The 17711-nt window shown below is 67.5% G+C and carries 15 protein-coding genes; 9 read left to right on the forward strand and 6 right to left on the reverse strand.

Going from position 1 to position 17711, the window contains the following annotated elements:
* The first annotated feature begins 310 nt into the window (after positions 1–310).
* Together LGN17_RS01185 and LGN17_RS01190 are read left to right on the forward strand one after the other, a co-directional pair.
* Positions 311–1597, forward strand: a complete 1287-nt coding sequence (locus tag LGN17_RS01185; protein WP_226194819.1) for a TolC family protein — start codon at positions 311–313, stop codon at positions 1595–1597.
* Positions 1598–1669: 72 nt separating this feature from the next.
* Positions 1670–1783 (forward strand): ANTAR domain-containing protein, encoded by a 114-nt coding sequence (locus tag LGN17_RS01190; RefSeq protein WP_226195266.1) that lies wholly within the window; start codon positions 1670–1672, stop codon positions 1781–1783.
* Positions 1784–1804: 21 nt separating this feature from the next.
* Here LGN17_RS01190 and LGN17_RS01195 read toward each other — a convergent pair whose 3' ends face one another.
* Positions 1805–2254, reverse strand: a complete 450-nt coding sequence (locus LGN17_RS01195; RefSeq protein ID WP_069251376.1) for a winged helix-turn-helix transcriptional regulator — start codon at positions 2252–2254, stop codon at positions 1805–1807.
* Positions 2255–2607: 353 nt separating this feature from the next.
* On the opposite strand from LGN17_RS01195, the gene LGN17_RS01200 reads away from it, so the two are divergent.
* Entirely contained in the window at positions 2608–3531 is a 924-nt protein-coding gene (locus tag LGN17_RS01200; protein WP_226194820.1) for an alpha/beta fold hydrolase, read from the forward strand.
* Between the two features lie 86 nt (positions 3532–3617).
* Here the strand turns inward: LGN17_RS01200 and ggt are convergent, their stop codons facing one another.
* The gene (ggt, locus tag LGN17_RS01205; protein ID WP_206144661.1) at positions 3618–5339 is read right to left on the reverse strand and encodes a gamma-glutamyltransferase; all 1722 of its coding nucleotides are present in this window, start codon (positions 5337–5339) and stop codon (positions 3618–3620) included.
* A gap of 396 nt (positions 5340–5735) precedes the next feature.
* Here ggt and LGN17_RS01210 point away from each other — a divergent pair, with 396 nt between their 5' ends.
* The 3 genes from LGN17_RS01210 (at position 5736) to LGN17_RS01220 (ending at position 12451) form a co-directional block, all read left to right on the forward strand.
* Positions 5736–6260, forward strand: coding sequence for a metal-dependent hydrolase (locus LGN17_RS01210; protein ID WP_226194821.1), 525 nt, complete (start codon positions 5736–5738; stop codon positions 6258–6260).
* 212 nt (positions 6261–6472) lie between these two features.
* Positions 6473–11041 (forward strand): DEAD/DEAH box helicase, encoded by a 4569-nt coding sequence (locus LGN17_RS01215; protein WP_226194822.1) that lies wholly within the window; start codon positions 6473–6475, stop codon positions 11039–11041.
* Between the two features lie 135 nt (positions 11042–11176).
* Positions 11177–12451 carry an APC family permease gene (locus tag LGN17_RS01220; protein ID WP_226194823.1) on the forward strand — a complete coding sequence of 425 codons (1275 nt, stop codon included), beginning with the start codon at positions 11177–11179 and terminating at the stop codon, positions 12449–12451.
* Between the two features lie 186 nt (positions 12452–12637).
* On the opposite strand, the gene LGN17_RS01225 is transcribed toward LGN17_RS01220, so the two are convergent.
* From LGN17_RS01225 to LGN17_RS01240, 4 genes are all read right to left on the reverse strand, one after another.
* Positions 12638–12934 (reverse strand): XRE family transcriptional regulator, encoded by a 297-nt coding sequence (locus tag LGN17_RS01225; RefSeq protein WP_011658604.1) that lies wholly within the window; start codon positions 12932–12934, stop codon positions 12638–12640.
* Between the two features lie 72 nt (positions 12935–13006).
* Positions 13007–13366: a type II toxin-antitoxin system RelE/ParE family toxin gene (locus tag LGN17_RS01230; protein WP_175950510.1), complete on the reverse strand. Its 360-nt coding sequence runs from the start codon at positions 13364–13366 to the stop codon at positions 13007–13009.
* Positions 13367–13493: 127 nt separating this feature from the next.
* Positions 13494–14480, reverse strand: coding sequence for a pca operon transcription factor PcaQ (gene pcaQ / locus LGN17_RS01235; RefSeq protein ID WP_226194824.1), 987 nt, complete (start codon positions 14478–14480; stop codon positions 13494–13496).
* A 77-nt stretch (positions 14481–14557) separates the two neighbouring features.
* Positions 14558–15295, reverse strand: a complete 738-nt coding sequence (locus LGN17_RS01240; RefSeq protein WP_226194825.1) for a helix-turn-helix domain-containing protein — start codon at positions 15293–15295, stop codon at positions 14558–14560.
* Between the two features lie 120 nt (positions 15296–15415).
* Here LGN17_RS01240 and LGN17_RS01245 point away from each other — a divergent pair, with 120 nt between their 5' ends.
* The 3 genes from LGN17_RS01245 (at position 15416) to pcaG (ending at position 17560) form a co-directional block, all read left to right on the forward strand.
* Positions 15416–15982 carry a YiiX/YebB-like N1pC/P60 family cysteine hydrolase gene (locus LGN17_RS01245; protein ID WP_226194826.1) on the forward strand — a complete coding sequence of 189 codons (567 nt, stop codon included), beginning with the start codon at positions 15416–15418 and terminating at the stop codon, positions 15980–15982.
* A gap of 273 nt (positions 15983–16255) precedes the next feature.
* Positions 16256–16963, forward strand: coding sequence for a protocatechuate 3,4-dioxygenase subunit beta (gene pcaH / locus LGN17_RS01250; RefSeq protein WP_175950514.1), 708 nt, complete (start codon positions 16256–16258; stop codon positions 16961–16963).
* Between the two features lie 3 nt (positions 16964–16966).
* A complete protein-coding gene (gene pcaG / locus LGN17_RS01255) occupies positions 16967–17560 on the forward strand; it encodes a protocatechuate 3,4-dioxygenase subunit alpha (protein ID WP_085037803.1) in 594 nt (197 codons plus the stop codon).
* The last annotated feature ends 151 nt before the right edge of the window (positions 17561–17711 follow it).

Consider the following 17711-nt stretch of genomic DNA (forward strand, 5'->3'; position numbering starts at 1 on the left):
ATTACGAGCCGAAATCAGGCTATCATGCGAGCGCATCGGAATTCAATGGAGGACACACTCTTACAGGCGCGTTTTCCGATGCGTCACTGGCAGCAGGCATTCACGCAGTTTGAATTTCAATTTCAATACGTTTAAATCCCGCCGCAATACGTTGCGGCACGGGCAGGAGACGGAGACGGCCATGTTTGAAACGAGGCGTGCGAATCGCGGACCGGCGACGCGGAATACGGGTAACTCCCTATCAAGTTTTCCGACTAGGTGGAATCCCCGACTTGCAACCGTGACATTGTTCGCTGTAACGATAGCCGGCATGTCTGCGAACGCGCGTGCGTTCTGCCTCGACACCGCCTTCCAGTACGCGGTCGTGCACGATCCGCGCTACCTGCAGGCGCGCAGCGAATACGACGCGGCCCGCCAGAAATTCCCCGAAGCGCGCGCGCAGATGCTGCCGCAGGCCGCCGCGCAACTCGAATGGGGACGCTACGGTACGCACGCGAACCTGTTCGGCATCGACGTCAGCGGATCGAGCAATGCCGCATACGGTTCCGCGCAGGTCACGCAGGCGCTGTTCAACGTACCCTACCTGTACGACATGCGGCGCGCGACCGAGTACGAGGAATCGGCAAGACAGAAGCTCGAGGTGGCGAGGCAGGACCTGATCCTGCGCGTCGCGAACGCGTGCTTCGACCTGCTGAGCGCGCGCGAGAAACTGCAGTCGGCCGACGACGAAGTGAACGCGCTCACCCGGCTCGAAAGCGATACGCGCCGCATGGCGCAACTCGGAATGAAGACGATCGGCGATACGGCCGAAATCGAGGCGCGCCGCAGCCTCGCGCAATCCGACGAAGCGCTCGCGCAAACCGACGTCGACGCACGCCGCGCGCGCTACGAGACACTGCTCGGTTCGACGATCGATTTCTCGCGCTGGCCGAGGCTCGCGATGCGCGGGTCGTCGCCGCGCATTCCGTCGGGCGAATACGCGCCGCAGGACAACCCCGCGTACCGGCAGGCGTATCGCGATGTCCAGGTCGCGCGGCTCGCCGCGAAGCGCGTCGGCGCCGAGCACTTGCCGACCGTCGACCTGTTCGCGTCGTATTCGCGCGGGCTCAACCCGAACCTGCGCGGGCTCACCGATCGCTCCGACTTCCATCAGAGCGCGGTCGGCGTGCAGGTGACGATCCCGATCTTCTCCGGCGGCAGCGTGTACTACCGGCAGGTGGAGGCCGAACACGTGACCGAGCAGTACCGCAACCGGCTGCGCGAGGTCGAGGAGCAACTGAGTACCGATCATCGCGAGGCGCTGTCCGCGCTCGAGTCGGTCGGCAAGCGCATCCGCGCGCTGCAGCAGTCGCTGCAGGCCGCGCGTCTCGCCTACGATTCGTCGATGAAGGCGCATCAGGTCGGCTATAGCACGACGTACGAGACGCTGAACCTGCGGCGCGACATCTCGGGCATCCGGCAGAAGCTGTTCGACAGCTATCTCGACGCGCTGAAGCTGCAGCTGAAACTGAAAAGCGTGCTGGGTACGCTCGACGAACAGTCACTGATCGCGGTGGACAGTTTCCTCGAAAGCAACGCGGCGAACGACCGGAGTTGAGCGCGGCTCGACGCGCATCGGTGTTCGACATACGGTTGTATACGCAACCTTATTCGGTATTGCCGATGCGCAATCGGCGAGGAAGAGGCCTACCAGCAGATCCGCTCGCAGGCGATGGAGCGGCGCATTTCCATCAACCAGCTCGCCGAGCAGATCGTGCAGGCGCATGGGCTGCTGAAACGGTAACGCGAGCGCGATCGCCGCACGTCAGTCCGGCGGCGGCAACACGACCGTATCCTCCGGCCCGAGCACGCGCCCGTCCTGCGAACGCAACTCCAGTTTCCTGACCGGCAACCCGCTCTTCCGGTCGACGAGCAGCACGTGCGCCTCGTCCGGTTCGAAGAAGAAATCCTCGCCCCACTGCCGCAGCGCGACGAGCAGCGGAAACAGGCCGCGCCCTTTCTCGGTCAGCACGTATTCGTGATGCGCGCCGCCATCCGCGGCCGGCACGATGTCCATGATCCCGTGCGCGACCAGGTTGCGCAGACGCGCGGCCAGGATGTTCTTGGCCAGCCCGAGGTTCTTCTGGAATTCGCCGAAACGGCGCAGCCCGTCGAACGCATCGCGCACGATCAGCAGCGACCACCAGTCGCCGATCGCGTCCAGCGGGCGGGCAACGCCGCAGGGGGAATCCTCGTGCGTGGTTCGTCTGTTCATCGATGCATGGGGCGCGTCCGTTCCCGGAATGCGGGCGGAACGGCGGTCGTTTCCGTTGAAATGAATGGTTGCAATATAAAACTCACTACGCGAAAGATCAATCGCTCGGGGCTCGACTGTTCGCGATCGACGAATGGCAGGGTCGATTCAGGCCTGATTGGAACGCCAACCCCTGTGTCCAGCGGATAAATTACGGTGCCGTTCCTTTCCGACGCGTCGTCATGCAACCATCGCCCGGTCGATCCGCGGTTGGCCCGGGCATCTTTCTGGTTGCAACTTGAAACCCGATAGCCTACGCTTCAATTTGGTTTCAACTTGAAACCAAATTATCCGACTATCCGAAGGAGCGTTCGATGATCCGGTCCGATGCCACGTTCGACGGCACCTTTCCATTCGCCCCGCATTTCGACGACGCATCCGGCTTCCGGATGCACTACGTGGACGAAGGCCCGCCCGATGGCGAAACCATCCTGTGCCTGCACGGCGAACCCACGTGGGGCTATCTGTTCCGCCATCTGGTTGCCGCGCTGAGTCCGACGCACCGCGTCGTCGTCCCCGATCACATGGGCTTTGGCAAAAGCGCGACGCCGCCGGGCCGCAGCTACTGGCTGCAGGACCACATCGACAACCTGGAACGTTTCGTACTCGCGCGCGGCCTCGATCGCATCACGCTCGTGATGCACGACTTCGGCGGCCCGGTCGGCATGGGGCTTGCCGCGCGGCATCCGGATCGCATCCGGCGGATCGTGTCCGTGAACGGGCCGACGCCGTTCGGCCAGCCCGATCTTGCCGAGCGCCTGAACGCGAACGGTCGCGACGCGCCGTGGTTCCAGTGGATCATGCGCGCGGCGGCGGACGATACGCTCGAGACGGTGCTCGGTCAGCTCGGCTTCAACATCCTGAGCACGCTGAAGCTGAACGGGTTCGAAAATCACGCGATCATCAACGACACGTGGATCGCCGCATACGGCGCGCCGTTCGCGCAACCGGCCGACTGTCTCGGCGCGATCGGATGGGCCCGCGGGTTTGCCGCCGGCGCGCACCGGTTCGAGGAGCCCGATGCGGCGGCGCTGCGCGCGATACGCGAAAAACCCGCGCTCGCGATCTGGGGAGACGCCGACCGGACGCTCGGCGCCGAACACTTCCTGCCGCTCTTCACGGCGCTGTTTCCGTCCGCGCCCGTCGAGCGGCTGGCGGGCGTCGGGCACTACTGTCTCGAAGATGCGCCCGACGCCATCGCGACACGCATCGCACGCTTCATCCGGACCACCGGCTGAGTGTGTTCCACAGCCGGCGGTACGGCACCCGGCTATGGAGCACGACGTGCGCGGCCACCTTCGCAACCGCGCACGCCCCCTTCACGTCAGTGAATGATCCGCGTCACCCCCCGCCCGCGCGGGTCGGCCATCGCTTCCGGCGTCTTGCCGTCGATCTTGATCACCTGGATGTCGCCGCTGAAATCCTGCCCCTTCAGCGTGTAGCCGCGCGCCTCGATCTGCTTCGCGAGTTCGCCTTCGATCGGGTGGTACGGCTCCCAGAAGATCGTGTTCGGCGGCAGCAGCTGGTGATGGAAGCGCATCGCGCCGACGGCCTCCTTCAACGGCATCTTGAAGTCGTAGATGTTGTTGATCACCTGGAAGATCGACGTGAAGATCCGCGAACCGCCCGGCGTGCCGATCACGAGCGACACCTTGCCGTCCTTGGTCATGATCGTCGGCGACATCGACGACAGCGGGCGCTTCTTCGGTTCGATCGCGTTCGCGTCGCTGCCGACCACGCCGAACATGTTCGCGACGCCCGGCTTCGCGGAGAAGTCGTCCATCTCGTCGTTCAGCACGATGCCCGTGCCGTCGGCGATCACGCCCGAGCCGAAATAGCCGTTGATCGTGTACGTGTTCGACACCGCGTTGCCCCACTTGTCGACCACCGAGAAGTGCGTCGTTTCGGCCTTCTCCGGCATCGTCGTGCCGAGGCCCGGCTGCACGCTCTTCGTATCCGACGGCTCCTTCGGGTTGACTTCGCCCGCCCGCTTCGCGATGTAGGCGTCGTCGGTCAGCTGCGCGATCGGCACCTTGTAGAAATCCGGATCGCCGAGATACTGCGCACGATCGGCGAACACGCGCTTCTCGATTTCCGCGACGAGGTGGATGTACTGCGGCGAGTTGAGCTTCACGCCCTCGAAGTCCTGCTTGAGGTCGGCCTTCATCTTCAGCAGCTGCACGAGGCCGATGCCGCCCGAGCTCGGAGGCGGCGCGGTGATCACGTCATAGCCGTTCCACTTCGCCTGCACCGGCTGGCGCCACACCGCGCGGTACTGCGCGAGATCCTCGGTGGTGATCAGCCCGTTGCCGTCGCCGGTCTTCATCGACGCGGCGATCAACTCGGCCGTCTTGCCCTTGTAGAAACCTTCCGCGCCGTCGTTCGCGATACGCGTGAGCACATCGGCGAGATCCGGCTGCTTGAAGTTCACGCCGGCCTTCAGCCCGGAGAAATACTTGTCGAAGTTGGTCTTGCCGCCGAACTCCTTCGATGCATCGACGCCGCGCTGCGCGAGCTGTTCGTCGACGACGAAGCCATCGCGCGCGTAGTGGATCGCCGGCGCGAGCACCTGCTTCCACTTCAGCTTGCCGAAGCGCTTCTGCGCTTCCCACATGCCCGCGACCGTACCCGGCACGCCGACCGCGCGCGGGCCGTACAGGCTCATGCCCTTGACGACGTTGCCGTCCTTGTCGAGATACATGTCCTTCGTCGCGGCGAGCGGCGCACGCTCGCGGTAGTCGATGAAGTACGGCTTGCCGTCCTTGTAGATCGTCATGAAGCCGCCACCGCCGATGTTGCCGGCTTCCGGATACGTGACGGCGAGCGTGAATGCGATCGCGACGGCCGCGTCGATCGCGTTGCCGCCTTCCTTGAAGATCCGCTCCGCGGCATCCGCGCTGTACTTGTCGGCCACCGCGACCGCCGAGCTCGTCAGGACCGCGGGCTGCGGCCCTTTCGCATAGACGGGCGCGTTCGGCAGGAAACCGATGCCGGCCACCGTCGCGAGCACGACAGCGGATGATTTGAAGCGATTCAGCGTAGTCATTGCATGTCCCCCATGTGGATCTCCTTCAGGCAGAAAAAGCACCTGTTCCGCTCATGGCCGCTGGCGCGCCGACGGCCACATCCGGTTTCGTAGTATAGGGGGACAAAAAGGGTCGAACACGTCGCGTGCAACGAAAGCACATCCGTTGTGTGCGCCCGGTCACGCTGCGGCTTCCGAACATGCATGCGCATCGGCCGAAATGGCGCGCGATGCGCGTCATCACGCGGCGCACAAAACCGAAAGTTGCGAACTGCGCAGCGGGCCACGTGGCGCTCGCAAAAAAATCTGCAAACGTCCCTCCCGCAGCACGGGCCGATCTGCGAAGATAGCGCCCCGCTTTCGCGCTGCATCATTTTTCGTGCGCGCCCCGCTTCACGTTTCTTCGTCTCGCTTCGTATGGCATCACACAATGCGCATCATGCGTCCGGCATCGCGGCCGGCGTCGCCGCCGCCGTCCTCGTCGCACAAACCGGTGCGACCGGCCCGTGGCACTCGGGTCTGTTCGCCGCATTCGCGGCGGGCGTCGCGGGCGGCACCGCGCCCGACTGGCTCGAAGTCGCATGGTGGAGCCGCAAGCGCCGCCTGTGGATCACGCATCGCACCATCACGCACTGGGGCATCGGCTGGATCGCCCTGCTTGCGTTCGGGTGGCACGGGCTCATCCATCATCCGCATCCACTGTGGGCCGCGCCGCTGTTCGGCTTCGCATGCGGCGGCTTGATGCACCTGCTTGCCGACTGGCCGAACCCGCTCGGCGTGCCGTGGATCTGGCGGCGTCACTCGCTCAACCTGTGGAACAGCGGGCATTGCGACCTGATCGTCGTGGCCGCCGCATGGGGCGGCACGCTGTGGCTCGCGCAGTCGCTGTGGTCGCGCGCGCCGCTGCTCGAACACTGGCTCGGCTGGCTGAATCGCGTTTAGTTGCAATTTGACGCAATTCGGCGCGCGATCGGCGTGCCGGCGCACATGCAACTTTCCGTTCGTTGAAAGTGCGGTGACGGCCCCCATCTGAATTCGAATCGTAGACACGCGTGCCCGGCACGCCCGCGCGGCGTCTGGCACACTGACGATTCGATTCGTGCGCGCGCCCTCCGCGCGCTTGCACCCCGCTTGCACCCCATTTCAACGCTCAGATGGACGTCACCGCTACCCGCCCTGCCGCCAGTGCGCTCGACGTGTTCCACCCGGCCGTCGCCGCGTGGTTCCGGCGCACGTTCGCCGCGCCCACCGGCGCGCAGGCGCTTGCGTGGCCGCACATCAAGGCCGGGCGCTCGACGCTGGTCGCCGCGCCGACGGGTTCCGGCAAGACGCTCACCGCGTTCCTGTGCGCGCTCGACGAGCTGGTGCGCGATGCGCTGGCGCACGACGGCACGCTGCCCGACGCGACGCTCGTCGTGTACGTGTCGCCGCTGAAAGCGCTGTCGAACGACATCCACGTGAACCTCGATGCGCCGCTTGCCGGCATCGCCGAATCGCTCGCGCAACTCGGCCTGCCGGTGCCGGCGATCCGCACCGCCGTGCGCACCGGCGACACGACGCAGGCCGAGCGCGCCGCGCTGCGAAAGCGCGCGCCGCACATCCTCGTCACGACGCCCGAGTCGCTGTACGTGCTGCTGTCGTCCACGTCGGGGCGGCAGATGCTGTCGAACGTGCGCTCGGTCATCGTCGACGAAATCCATGCGCTCGCGTCGTCGAAGCGCGGCAGCCATCTCGCGTTGTCGCTCGAGCGTCTCGACGCGCTGGCCGGGCGTGCGCTGCCGCGGATCGGGCTGTCGGCCACGCAAAAGCCGATCGACGCGGTCGCGCGCTTCCTGGTAGGCGGCCCGGCCGACGCGCCGCGTGACTGCACGATCATCGACACCGGCCACACGCGCGAGCGCGACCTCGCGCTCGAACTGCCGAACGTGCCGCTCGAGCCCGTGATGGCAACCGACGTGTGGGAACAGGTGTACGACCGCATCGCCGGGCTCGCGGCCACGCATCGCACGACGCTGGTGTTCGTCAACACACGGCGCACCGCCGAGCGCATGGCGCGCCATCTCGCCGACCGGCTGGGCAAGGAAGCGATCGCCGCCCATCACGGCAGCCTCGCGAAGGAGCACCGCTTCGACGCCGAGCAGCGCCTGAAGCGAGGCGAACTGAAGCTGCTCGTCGCCACCGCATCGCTCGAACTCGGCATCGATATCGGCGACGTCGATCTCGTCTGCCAGGTCGGCTCGCCGCGCGGGATCGCACCGTTCCTCCAGCGCGTCGGCCGCTCCGGGCACCATGTCGGCGGCGTACCGAAAGGCCGGCTGTTCCCGCTGTCGCGCGACGAACTCGTCGAGTGCGCGGCGCTGCTCGATTGCGTGCAGCGCGGCGAACTCGACACGCTGCGCATTCCCGAAGCGCCGCTCGACGTGCTCGCGCAACAGATCGTCGCCGAAGTGGCATGCACGGAATGGCAGGAAGACGCGCTGTATGCGAGCTTCACACGCGCGGCGCCGTACGCACGGCTGACGCGCGAGCGCTTCGACGAAGTGATGAAGATGCTCGCCGAAGGCTTCACGAGCCGGCGCGGCGTGCGCGGTGCCTACCTGCATCGCGATATTGTCGGCGGCACCGTGCGCGGGCGCCGCAACGCGATGATGACCGCCACCACGTCGGGCGGCACGATCCCCGACATGGCCGACTACGCGGTGCTGCTCGAACCGCAGGGCATCCAGGTCGGCACCGTCAACGAGGATTTCGCGATCGAGAGTCTCGCGGGCGACGTGTTCCAGCTGGGCAACCAGTCGTACCGGATCATTCGCGTGGAAACGGGCCGCGTGCGCGTCGAGGACGCGCAGGGGCAGTCGCCGAACATCCCGTTCTGGCTCGGCGAGGCGCCGGGGCGCAGCGACGAGCTGTCGGCGGCGGTCGGCCGGCTGCGCGCGCGGCTCGACGGACTGCTCGCCGAAGGCGATCGGCAAGGGCATGCCGGAGGCGGCAAGCGCACTGACGTCGGCATTGGCGGGAAGACGGCGGCTGGAGTCAAGGCGACGACCCAAGCCAGGACCAAGGGCGGTGCAAAATCGACGCGACGTGTTGAAGCCGAAGCCGAAGCCGAAGCCGAAGCCGAAGCCGAAGCCGCGATCAGTGTACGAAACGACGGCGCCCGTGCCGCGGCTGCCTGCCCGGCCGACAGCCGCCTCGCACCGGCGTTGCGCTGGCTCGTCGACGATCTTCACCTGTCGCCCGACGCCGCGCACCAGATCGCCGACTACCTGGCCCGCACGCGCGCCGCACTCGGCGCACTGCCGACGCAGGACACGCTCGTGATGGAGCGTTTCTTCGACGAATCGGGCGGCACGCAGCTCGTCATCCATTCGCCGTTCGGCAGCCGCATCAACCGCGCCTGGGGGCTCGCGCTGCGCAAGCGCTTCTGCCGCAGCTTCAACTTCGAGCTGCAGGCGGCCGCGACCGACGACGCGATCATCCTGTCGCTGTCGCTCGCGCACAGCTTCGCGCTCGACGAAGTGTGGCGCTACCTGCGTCCGGCGAGCGCCGAGCACGTACTGATCCAGGCCCTGCTCGACGCGCCGATGTTCGGTGTGCGCTGGCGCTGGAACGCGACGACCGCGCTCGCGCTGCCGCGCTTCACCGGCGGCAAGCGCACCGCGCCGCAACTGCAGCGGATGAAGAGCGACGACCTGCTCGCGACCGTGTTCCCCGATCAGGCCGCGTGCCTCGAGAACATTGTCGGCGAGCGCGAGATACCGCATCACCCGCTCGTCGACCAGACGCTCGACGACTGCCTGCACGACGCGATGGACTCCGACGGCTGGCTTGCGCTGCTGCGCCGGATCGAAAGCGGCGCGATCGAGCTCGTCGCGCGCGACCTGCCCGCGCCGTCGCCGCTCGCGGCCGAGATCCTGAACGCGAAACCCTACGCGTTCCTCGACGATGCACCGCTCGAGGAACGCCGCACGCAGGCCGTGCAGTCGCGCCGCTGGAGCGATCCCGAATCGGCCGACGATCTCGGCGCGCTCGACGCCGACGCGATCGACGCAGTGCGCGACGAAGCGTGGCCGCTCGTGCGCGATGCCGACGAAATGCACGACGCGCTGCTCACGCTCGCGTGCATCGCCGATAGCGAAGCACGCGCACACGAAGGCTGGCCCGACCGGCTCGCGACGCTCGCCGAACGCCACCGCGCAACAAGACTCGTCGCGCCGAACGGTGCCGCCCTGTGGGTGCCGGTCGAACGGCTCGTGTGCGTGCGTGCGCTGCATCCCGACGCGCACACCGCGCCGGCGCTCAAGGTGCCGGCTGCCTGCGCGCAGCCGTGGGAAGCGGATGCCGCACTCGTCGACGTGATCCGCGCGCGGCTCACCGGCTTCGGCCCGCTTGCCCTCGACGCGATTGCGACACCGCTCGGGCTGCCGCCTGCGTCGATCGCGACGGCACTTGCGGCGCTGGAGCGCGAAGGCTATGTGATGCGCGGCCGGTTCACGCCGGGCGCGACGACGGACGAATGGTGCGAACGCCATCTGCTTGCGCGCATTCATCGCTATACGGTGAAGCGGCTGCGCCGCGAGATCGAGCCGGTCGAGCGCGCCGATTTCATGCGCTTCCTGTTCCACTGGCAACACCTGACGCCCGACACGCGCGGCACGGGCCGCGACGCACTCGCGGCCGTGGTCGAACAGCTCGAAGGCTACGAGGCCGCGGCAAGCGCCTGGGAAGACGCGCTGCTGCCCGCTCGGCTCACCGACTACATGGCAGGCGGGCTCGACGAGCTGTGTCGCTCCGGCAAGCTCGTGTGGACGCGCATCGGCGCACCGGCGCGCACGGCCGGCACACCCGTGAAGACGACGCCGATCGTGCTGCTGCCGCGTCGCCACCTGTCCGCGTGGCAGGCGCTGCGCGATCCCGATGCGCAACCGGCACTGTCCGCGCGCGCCGCACAGGTGCGCGATGCCCTCGCCGCGCACGGCGCGATGTTCTTCGATGCGCTGCTCGACGACCTGCACATGCTGCCCGTCGAACTCGAACAGGCGCTCGGCGAACTCGTGTCGGCCGGCCTCGTGAATGCGGACAGCTACGCGGGCCTGCGTGCGCTGTTGAAGCCCGCCGTCAAGCGCAGCGCGACTTATGCGCCACGCACACGGCGCGGCGGCGCGCTGATCGGCGGGATGGACGACGCGGGCCGCTGGGCGCTCGTGCAACGTCAAGCGCCGCCGGACGATGCGCCCGTGCCGAAACGCGGCCAGGTCGCAACCGACCCCGATGCGCTCGAACACATCGCATGGACGCTGCTGCGCCGTTACGGCGTCGTGTTCTGGCGGCTGCTCGAACGCGAGGCCGACTGGCTGCCGAGCTGGCGCGAACTCGTGCGTGTGCTGCAGCACCTCGAGGCGCGCGGAGAGATTCGCGGCGGACGCTTCGTCGCCGGGCTCGCGGGCGAACAGTTCGCGCTGCCCGAAGCGATTCCGATCCTGCGCGAACTGCGGCGGCAACCGGGCGACGGACAGTACGTGTGCGTGACGGGCGCCGATCCGCTGAATCTCGCCGGCACGCTGCTGCCTGGCGACAAGGTGCCCGCGCTGGCCGGCAATCGCGTGCTGTTCCGCGACGGCGTGCCGGTCGCATCGCTGGTTTCGGGAGCGTTCCACTACGCGCCCGAGCTATCGCCCGCTGCCCGCGAGGACGCCCGCCTGCGGCTCGCGCGGCACTGCTGACATCAGCCGACACACGACACCGCACGGACTACTGATCACCGGGGCGCGCTGCCGGCGTCGTTCGGGTAGCATCGAACGATTTTCCGCGCGGACGCGCGCGCCCAAACACAACGAAACTTCCGGAGACTGCTGTCCATGCCCTCGCATGTCGATTCGCCCGCCGTGCATCACGCGGGCTCGCTGACGATTTTCCAGGGCGCCGCGCTGTATATCGGCGCCGTGCTCGGCACCGGCGTGATCGCGTTGCCCGCGCTCGCCGCGGAAGTTGCGGGCCCGGCATCGCTGCTCGCATGGGCCGCGCTGGTCGTGCTGTCCGGGCCGCTCGCCGCCACCTTCGCCGCACTCGGCGCGCGCTATCCCGACGCAGGCGGCGTCTCGACCTACGCCCGGCGTGCATTCGGCCCGAAGGCCGCGGCTATCGTCGGATGGTGCTTCTACTTCGCTGTACCGGCCGGTGCACCGGCGGCCGCGATGTTCGGTGGCGCATACGTCGCGGCCGTCACCGGTGGCGGGCACACGACCGTCGTCGTTACGGCTGCCGCGCTGATCGCGACCGTGTCGGCCGCGAATGCATTCGGCGTCACCGTGTCAGGCCGCATGCAGCTCGTGTTGTCAGCGCTGCTCGTCACGCTGCTGCTCGCCGCGGTACTCGCCTCCGCGCCGCATGCGCGCACGGAGAACCTGCATCCGTTCGCGCCGCACGGCTGGCTCGCGGTCGGCCAGGCGGCCGCGCTGCTCGTGTGGAGTTTCGCCGGCTGGGAAGCGATCACGCATCTCGCGGCCGAATTCCGCCGGCCCGCGCACGACATGCCGCGCTCGGCCGGTATCGCCGTCGTGGTGGTCGGGTTCCTGTATCTGTCGGTTGCAGCCGCGAGCGTGACGGTGCTCGGGCCGTCCGCGGGCGGATCGGGGGCGCCCCTCGCCGAACTGATCGCGGGCGGCATCGGCGGTCATGCGCAGGTGCTGGCCGCCGCGGCCGCGGTGCTGCTCACGCTCGGCACGATGAACGCGTATTTCGCGGGCGCCGCCAAGCTCGGCGCGGCGCTCGGGCGCGACGGCGCGTTGCCCGCGTGGCTCGCGCAAGGCAGCCAGGTCGGCGGCGTGCCGCGCCGCAGCCTCGGCGTGATCGCCACGCTCGCCGTTGTCGCACTGGCTGCGACGACGCTGACGGACGTCGGGCCGAAGCCCCTCGTGCTCGTCACGTCCGGGTGCTTCGTGATGGTGTACGGGCTCGGCGCGGCCGCCGCGCTGAAACTGCTGCCACGTGGCGGCATCGCGCGCCGTTGTGCATGGATTTCGCTGGTCGCGGTCGCCGGGCTGTTCCTGGCGACGGGCTGGTACATCCTGTGCCCGTTGCTGCTCGCGGGCGGTGCGCTGCTGTATCTGCAGGTGGCCGGGCCGCGTCAGTGACCCGCCATGCGTGCTCGGGCCGACACTCGCCTGTTTGCGGCGACGCGCGGACTGATCATGACCGAACCGATGGCCAAAGCGCTGGCCGGATTGCCGGCCGGATCGCCGTGCACTCCGCCGCGCACTCCGCCGCGCGCATCACGCGCGGGGGCGCGGACTCGGCCGTCCGCCGATCCTTCACGCCCGTCAGGCCGGCACCAGCTCGAAGCTGAGCCGCTTGCCGAGTGCGGTGGCCGCGCTCGCGAGCGTCGCCAGCGTGAGGCTCGTGTCGGTTTCGTCGAGCAGCCGGTTGAGCGCGGCGCGGCTGGTCTTCATCCGTGCGGCCATCGCGGTTTTCGTGATGTGCTGCGCCTTCATCTCCTGCCCGATCTGCCACGCGATCACGCGCTTGATCGCGGTGGCGGTGGCCGCTTCGAGATTGCCGTCCTCTTCGAGGAAGGTATCGAAGTCGCTGCCGATATGCGGATTATTCGTGGTCGTCATGTCGTACTCCTGTGCATGGCGTTGCCGGCTGCCCGACCGTCGGAGACGGTGCGTTCAGGCACAACCGGAAATTCAAATGGCGTGCGTCAGCGCCTTCAGGCGCGCGACGGTGACGTCGAGGTCGTCCGACGGCGTGGCCCGCGACTGCTTGAAGAAGCCATGCAGCAGGACCATCGTGTCGCCCACGACTGTAAACAGCACGCGAGCGCTCCGCCCCGGCAGCATCACGCGGATCTCCCACAGATCCCGCGCCATCTTCCGGACCAGCGGCATGCCGAGCGGCCAGCCGAGTTGAACGGTCTTGATCTCTTCGCCGATCGCCCTTCGCTCCGCTTGCCCGAGCGCCTTGAGCCATTCGCGCACCGGCTCGTTGCCACGGGCCGTGCGAAAGAACCGCACGCCGAGCGTGACCTGGATCTGCTGTCTCGTCATCGTCTTGACACCAATCGTACCAAAAACGATACGATATGCCAAGCACCACGAGGACGGCTACTGGCCGGATGGCCGGTCCGGAAGCGGAGACAGGAACCGAGCCAGGCTTGCCACCCGGCCCGAAGGATCAGGGATTGCCGCGCCCCGGCTTGCGCGCGGCGCGTGGCGTCCGGTGCGGGTGCTTGTCGCCGAACCGTGATCGTGCGATCTCGCGCACGGCATCGATCAGCGTCCGTGCGACCGGCGACGGCTGCGCATCGGTGCGCAGAATGAGCCCGACCGGCTCGTCGGTACCCGCGGACGGCAGCGGCAGGCGCGCCAGCGCACCGGCCGACAGATCGTATTCGGCCGCATAGAGCGGCACGAACCACACCGCGTCGTTCTCGAGCGCCAGCGCTCGCGCGACCGATACCGACAGCACCTCGATGAACGAGTCCAGCGGCGGCGCGCCGCATGCACCGAGCAGTTGCTCGGCGGACTGGCGGATCAGCGTGCCGTACGGCGGCAGCACGACCGGATAGCGCGCGAGTTCGGTGGCCGGCGCCGCGCTCGACAGCAGCGGATGCCCTGCACGCACGACCGCGACGAGCGGCTCGTTGTACAACTGCTCGAACGCGAGCCCGATCATCCGCTCCGGCTCCGACAGCCGCCCGATCGCACACTCGATCGCACCGGACTTCAGGCGCTCGAGCAGATCGGCGTTCGCGGCCGTCGCGATCCGCACGACGACGCGCGGCCAGCGCTCGGCGAGCGCCTTCATCAACGCGGGCGCGAGCGATGCCGCGACGGTCGGCAGCATGCCGATTTCCAGCGTCGCCGCGGCGGCCCCGCCTTCGCGCGCGAGCAACCCGACGCCCTGCCGCAGCGCCAGCACGCACGCGTTCGCGTGCGGCATGAACAGCTGCGCCTCGCGGGTCGGCTGCGCCCCCTGACGGCCACGCTCGAACAGCTTCACGCCGAGGATCGCCTCCAGCTCAGCAATCGTCTTCGACACGGCCGGCTGCGTGATCGACAGGCTTTCGGCCGCCTTCTGCACACCGCCCAACTGCGCGACCGCAAGAAAGCACTGCAGGTGCCGGAACTTGACGCGGCCGTCGGCGATACGGTTATTCATAACGACTCGTTATGCGATTGACGATGAAATGCCATTTTGCATAACTTTCCGGATAGTCCCAAGCACTCGACGCTGCATCATGCGTGACGCCGCAGTGCCTGGAAACCGGCCGGCTCCCACATCCGCTTCGCGATCAGCAAGCTGGTGCCGTGCTTTTGCGCGAGCGGTGCGGACGACGATTCCGCATGGAGCGCGGCCGCCTTGCTGCGCAGCCGGCGCAGCTCCAGTTCGAGCTCCGCGGACGCAGCCTCGGTCAGCATCCCCTGCGAGAACGTCATCGTCTCGCCTTCCCCGTCGAAGCGGCTGTCGAGGAAATCGCCGAGTGCGTGCGCATGGAAGTAACGGCGGATCGGGCCGCCGGGCAGCCAGTCGAAATCGCGCGCGACGCGCACGCGAATCCGGTCGCCCGGCAACAGCGCGACGACGTTCATGCGGTCGAGCATCAGCAGGTATTTCACGCACTCGGCCTTCGTCACCTGATAGGTCGACACGATGTCCTCTACGGTCCAGTAGTTGATCGCGCACACGGCAACGAGCAGCAGCTTGTCGTCCGACACGAGCAGCGCCTCCTGCTGCTCGGTCAGCACGTGCAGCCTCGGCGCCGACGCGGACGCCTCCTGCACGAGTTCGGCCAGCGTATAGCCGAGCAGTTGGGCGATCTCCACGACCCGCTCCAGCGTAAACCGGCCGCTGGCGAACAGCCGCTTCACGCTTGTCTCGGAGACGTCGAGCGCACGTGCGACGTCGCGGTAGGTCATGCCCTGCGCCTTCAACTGGCGCTTCAGCATGTCGATAAGTTGGGCGGTTTCGGTCATTTTGGTATCGAAAAATGATGCTACAGGTCAGATATTAGGCTACCTGAGCACGCAGACGAACACTTTCAGATACTTGTCTGCATAATCCGCTCCGTGCTGTCACCGAACGACGGAGCCGAAATGACCACCCGAACCGAAACCGCTGCCTACGAATCGCATCACACCGCCCCGCGCGATGCCCGCGACACGGATCGCACGATCCCGCTCGCCACGCTCCGCACGCTGGCCGCCAGCGCGCACGTCGGGGATATCGTGTTCATCCGCGTGCCGGCGAATGCGCCGCGCGACGCGGCAGGCGCGACGGGTGCGTGGGCCAATCGCTTCGGCATCGTCGTCGACACATCGGGCGACGAGCCCGTAATCGCCGAATCGGCGTTTGCGTGGACGAAGCTCACGCCGCTGTCGCGCTTCGTCGCCCGGACCGACGGCGGACGCATCGCGCTGGCCCGTCGCGTCGCGGCACCGACCACCGATGCGCAGCGCCGGATTCATTCAACGGCTGAACGGCGGATCGACGCGCTGCTCGGCAACCGCTTCAACCTGCGGACGCGGCGCGGGTTCTGCGCGAACTACGTGAGCGACGTGCTCGGCGCCGACCGGGACGCGACGCCGGCTGCACTGCTGCGCAGCGGCACGCTGGCACTCGAATTCGACGGGATCGTGTTCGATCCCGGCCGCCAGTCATAACAGGCGCTCAGGGAGACCCGACAACAACAAGAACGACAACACAAAAAAGCAGCGACGGGCTGGCTGGAGGGCCGTGCACGGGGTCGTCACCGACGACGCGAAGCCCGATCGCTTTTTCCGCCGGACAGGCATCCTGTCCGGCGGAATTTTCATTGGCGCGTCAAACATAACGAACAGTTATGCGATTCGCGAAAAAAGGTCATTTTGCATAACTTTCCGGATTAGCTAAAGTCCTGCCATCCCCTTCGCGAAATACCTATCAGGAGACACCCGATGGATTCCCCCACGATCCTCACGCCGCGCGACTGGCCGTCGCATCCGGCCTATGTCCACCCCGAGTACCGTTCGTCCGTGAAGCGCGGCCCGACGCGCCCGCTGATCCCACTGAAGGAGAAGCTCCGCGACCAGTACGCGCCCGTCTACGGCGCCGAGGATCTCGGCGCACTCGACCATGACCTGACGAAGAACGCGGTGAAGAACGGCGAGCCGCTCGGCGAACGCATGGTCGTCACGGGCCGCGTGCTCGACGAAGGCGGCAAGCCCGTGCGCAACACGCTCGTCGAGGTGTGGCAAGCGAACGCGGCCGGCCGCTACGTGCACAAGGTCGACCAGCACGACGCGCCGCTCGACCCGAACTTCCTCGGCGCGGGCCGCTGCCTGACCGACAGCGAAGGCCGCTACCGCTTCCTGACGATCAAGCCCGGCGCGTACCCGTGGGGCAACCATCCGAACGCGTGGCGCCCGAATCACATCCACTTCTCGCTGTTCGGCGATTACTTCGGCTCGCGCCTCGTCACGCAGATGTACTTCCCCGGCGACCCGCTGCTCGCGTACGACCCGATCTTCCAGGGCACGCCCGAGGCCGCGCGCGATCGCCTGATCTCGCGCTTCTCGATGGACATCACCGAAGAAGGCTATGCGCTCGGCTACGAATTCGACATCGTGCTGCGCGGCCGCGACGCCACCCCGATGGAGCGCTGAACCATGACAACGCTGAAGCAAACCCCTTCGCAGACGGTCGGCCCGTACTTCGCATACGGCCTGTGCCCCCAGCAATACGACTACGACCTGAAGAGCCTGTTCACGCCGACGATCGCTGCGGCACACGCCGAAGGCGAGCACGTGCTGCTGGTCGGCCAGGTGTTCGACGGTGACGGCAACGTCGTCGGCGACGCGGTGCTCGAATTCACGCAGGTGGACGGCGCGGGCCGCTACCCCGCGTCGCGCGACGACATCGCGAAATCCGGCTTCACCGGCTTCGCGCGAGTCGGCACCGGCACCGATGCGCAGCAGCGCTTCGTCGTCGAGACGGTGAAGCCGGGCCGCATCGCCGCCGACGAAGCGCCGCACATCAACGTGACCGTGATGATGCGCGGGATCCTCACCCACGCGTTCACGCGCGTGTACTTCGACGACGAAGCCGCCGCGAACGCAGCCGACCCCGTGCTGAACGCCGTGCCGGCCGAGCGCCGCGCGACGCTCGTCGCGAAACGCGACGCGCAGCCGGGCCGCCCGGTCGTCTATCGCTTCGACATCCGCATGCAGGGGCCGGACGAAACCGTGTTCTTCGACGTGTGACGCGCGTGCCGGCGCACGCCGGCTTCGCTCGCTACCGCACCGCCGCGTGGCGCGATACCGACAGGCATCGCGCCACGCGGCGTTTTTCGTGTTCCGCCGTCCTCATTCGATGCTGCGGCGCATCGCGCCGGGCCATGAGTGCCGATGCCCG

The organism is Burkholderia sp. AU30280 (assembly GCF_020420125.1).
Taxonomy (GTDB): Bacteria; Pseudomonadota; Gammaproteobacteria; order Burkholderiales; family Burkholderiaceae; genus Burkholderia.

Coding starts and splice junctions, on each gene's coding strand:
- LGN17_RS01220 (WP_226194823.1), top strand. CDS start 11,177: ATGCCCTCGCATGTCGATTCGCCCGCCGTGCATCACGCGGGCTCGCTG.
- LGN17_RS01245 (WP_226194826.1), top strand. CDS start 15,416: ATGACCACCCGAACCGAAACCGCTGCCTACGAATCGCATCACACCGCC.
- pcaH (WP_175950514.1), top strand. CDS start 16,256: ATGGATTCCCCCACGATCCTCACGCCGCGCGACTGGCCGTCGCATCCG.
- LGN17_RS01210 (WP_226194821.1), top strand. CDS start 5,736: ATGGCATCACACAATGCGCATCATGCGTCCGGCATCGCGGCCGGCGTC.
- pcaQ (WP_226194824.1), bottom strand. CDS start 14,480: ATGAATAACCGTATCGCCGACGGCCGCGTCAAGTTCCGGCACCTGCAG.
- pcaG (WP_085037803.1), top strand. CDS start 16,967: ATGACAACGCTGAAGCAAACCCCTTCGCAGACGGTCGGCCCGTACTTC.
- LGN17_RS01215 (WP_226194822.1), top strand. CDS start 6,473: ATGGACGTCACCGCTACCCGCCCTGCCGCCAGTGCGCTCGACGTGTTC.
- LGN17_RS01195 (WP_069251376.1), bottom strand. CDS start 2,254: ATGAACAGACGAACCACGCACGAGGATTCCCCCTGCGGCGTTGCCCGC.
- LGN17_RS01185 (WP_226194819.1), top strand. CDS start 311: ATGTCTGCGAACGCGCGTGCGTTCTGCCTCGACACCGCCTTCCAGTAC.
- LGN17_RS01225 (WP_011658604.1), bottom strand. CDS start 12,934: ATGACGACCACGAATAATCCGCATATCGGCAGCGACTTCGATACCTTC.
- LGN17_RS01200 (WP_226194820.1), top strand. CDS start 2,608: ATGATCCGGTCCGATGCCACGTTCGACGGCACCTTTCCATTCGCCCCG.
- LGN17_RS01240 (WP_226194825.1), bottom strand. CDS start 15,295: ATGACCGAAACCGCCCAACTTATCGACATGCTGAAGCGCCAGTTGAAG.
- LGN17_RS01230 (WP_175950510.1), bottom strand. CDS start 13,366: ATGACGAGACAGCAGATCCAGGTCACGCTCGGCGTGCGGTTCTTTCGC.
- ggt (WP_206144661.1), bottom strand. CDS start 5,339: ATGACTACGCTGAATCGCTTCAAATCATCCGCTGTCGTGCTCGCGACG.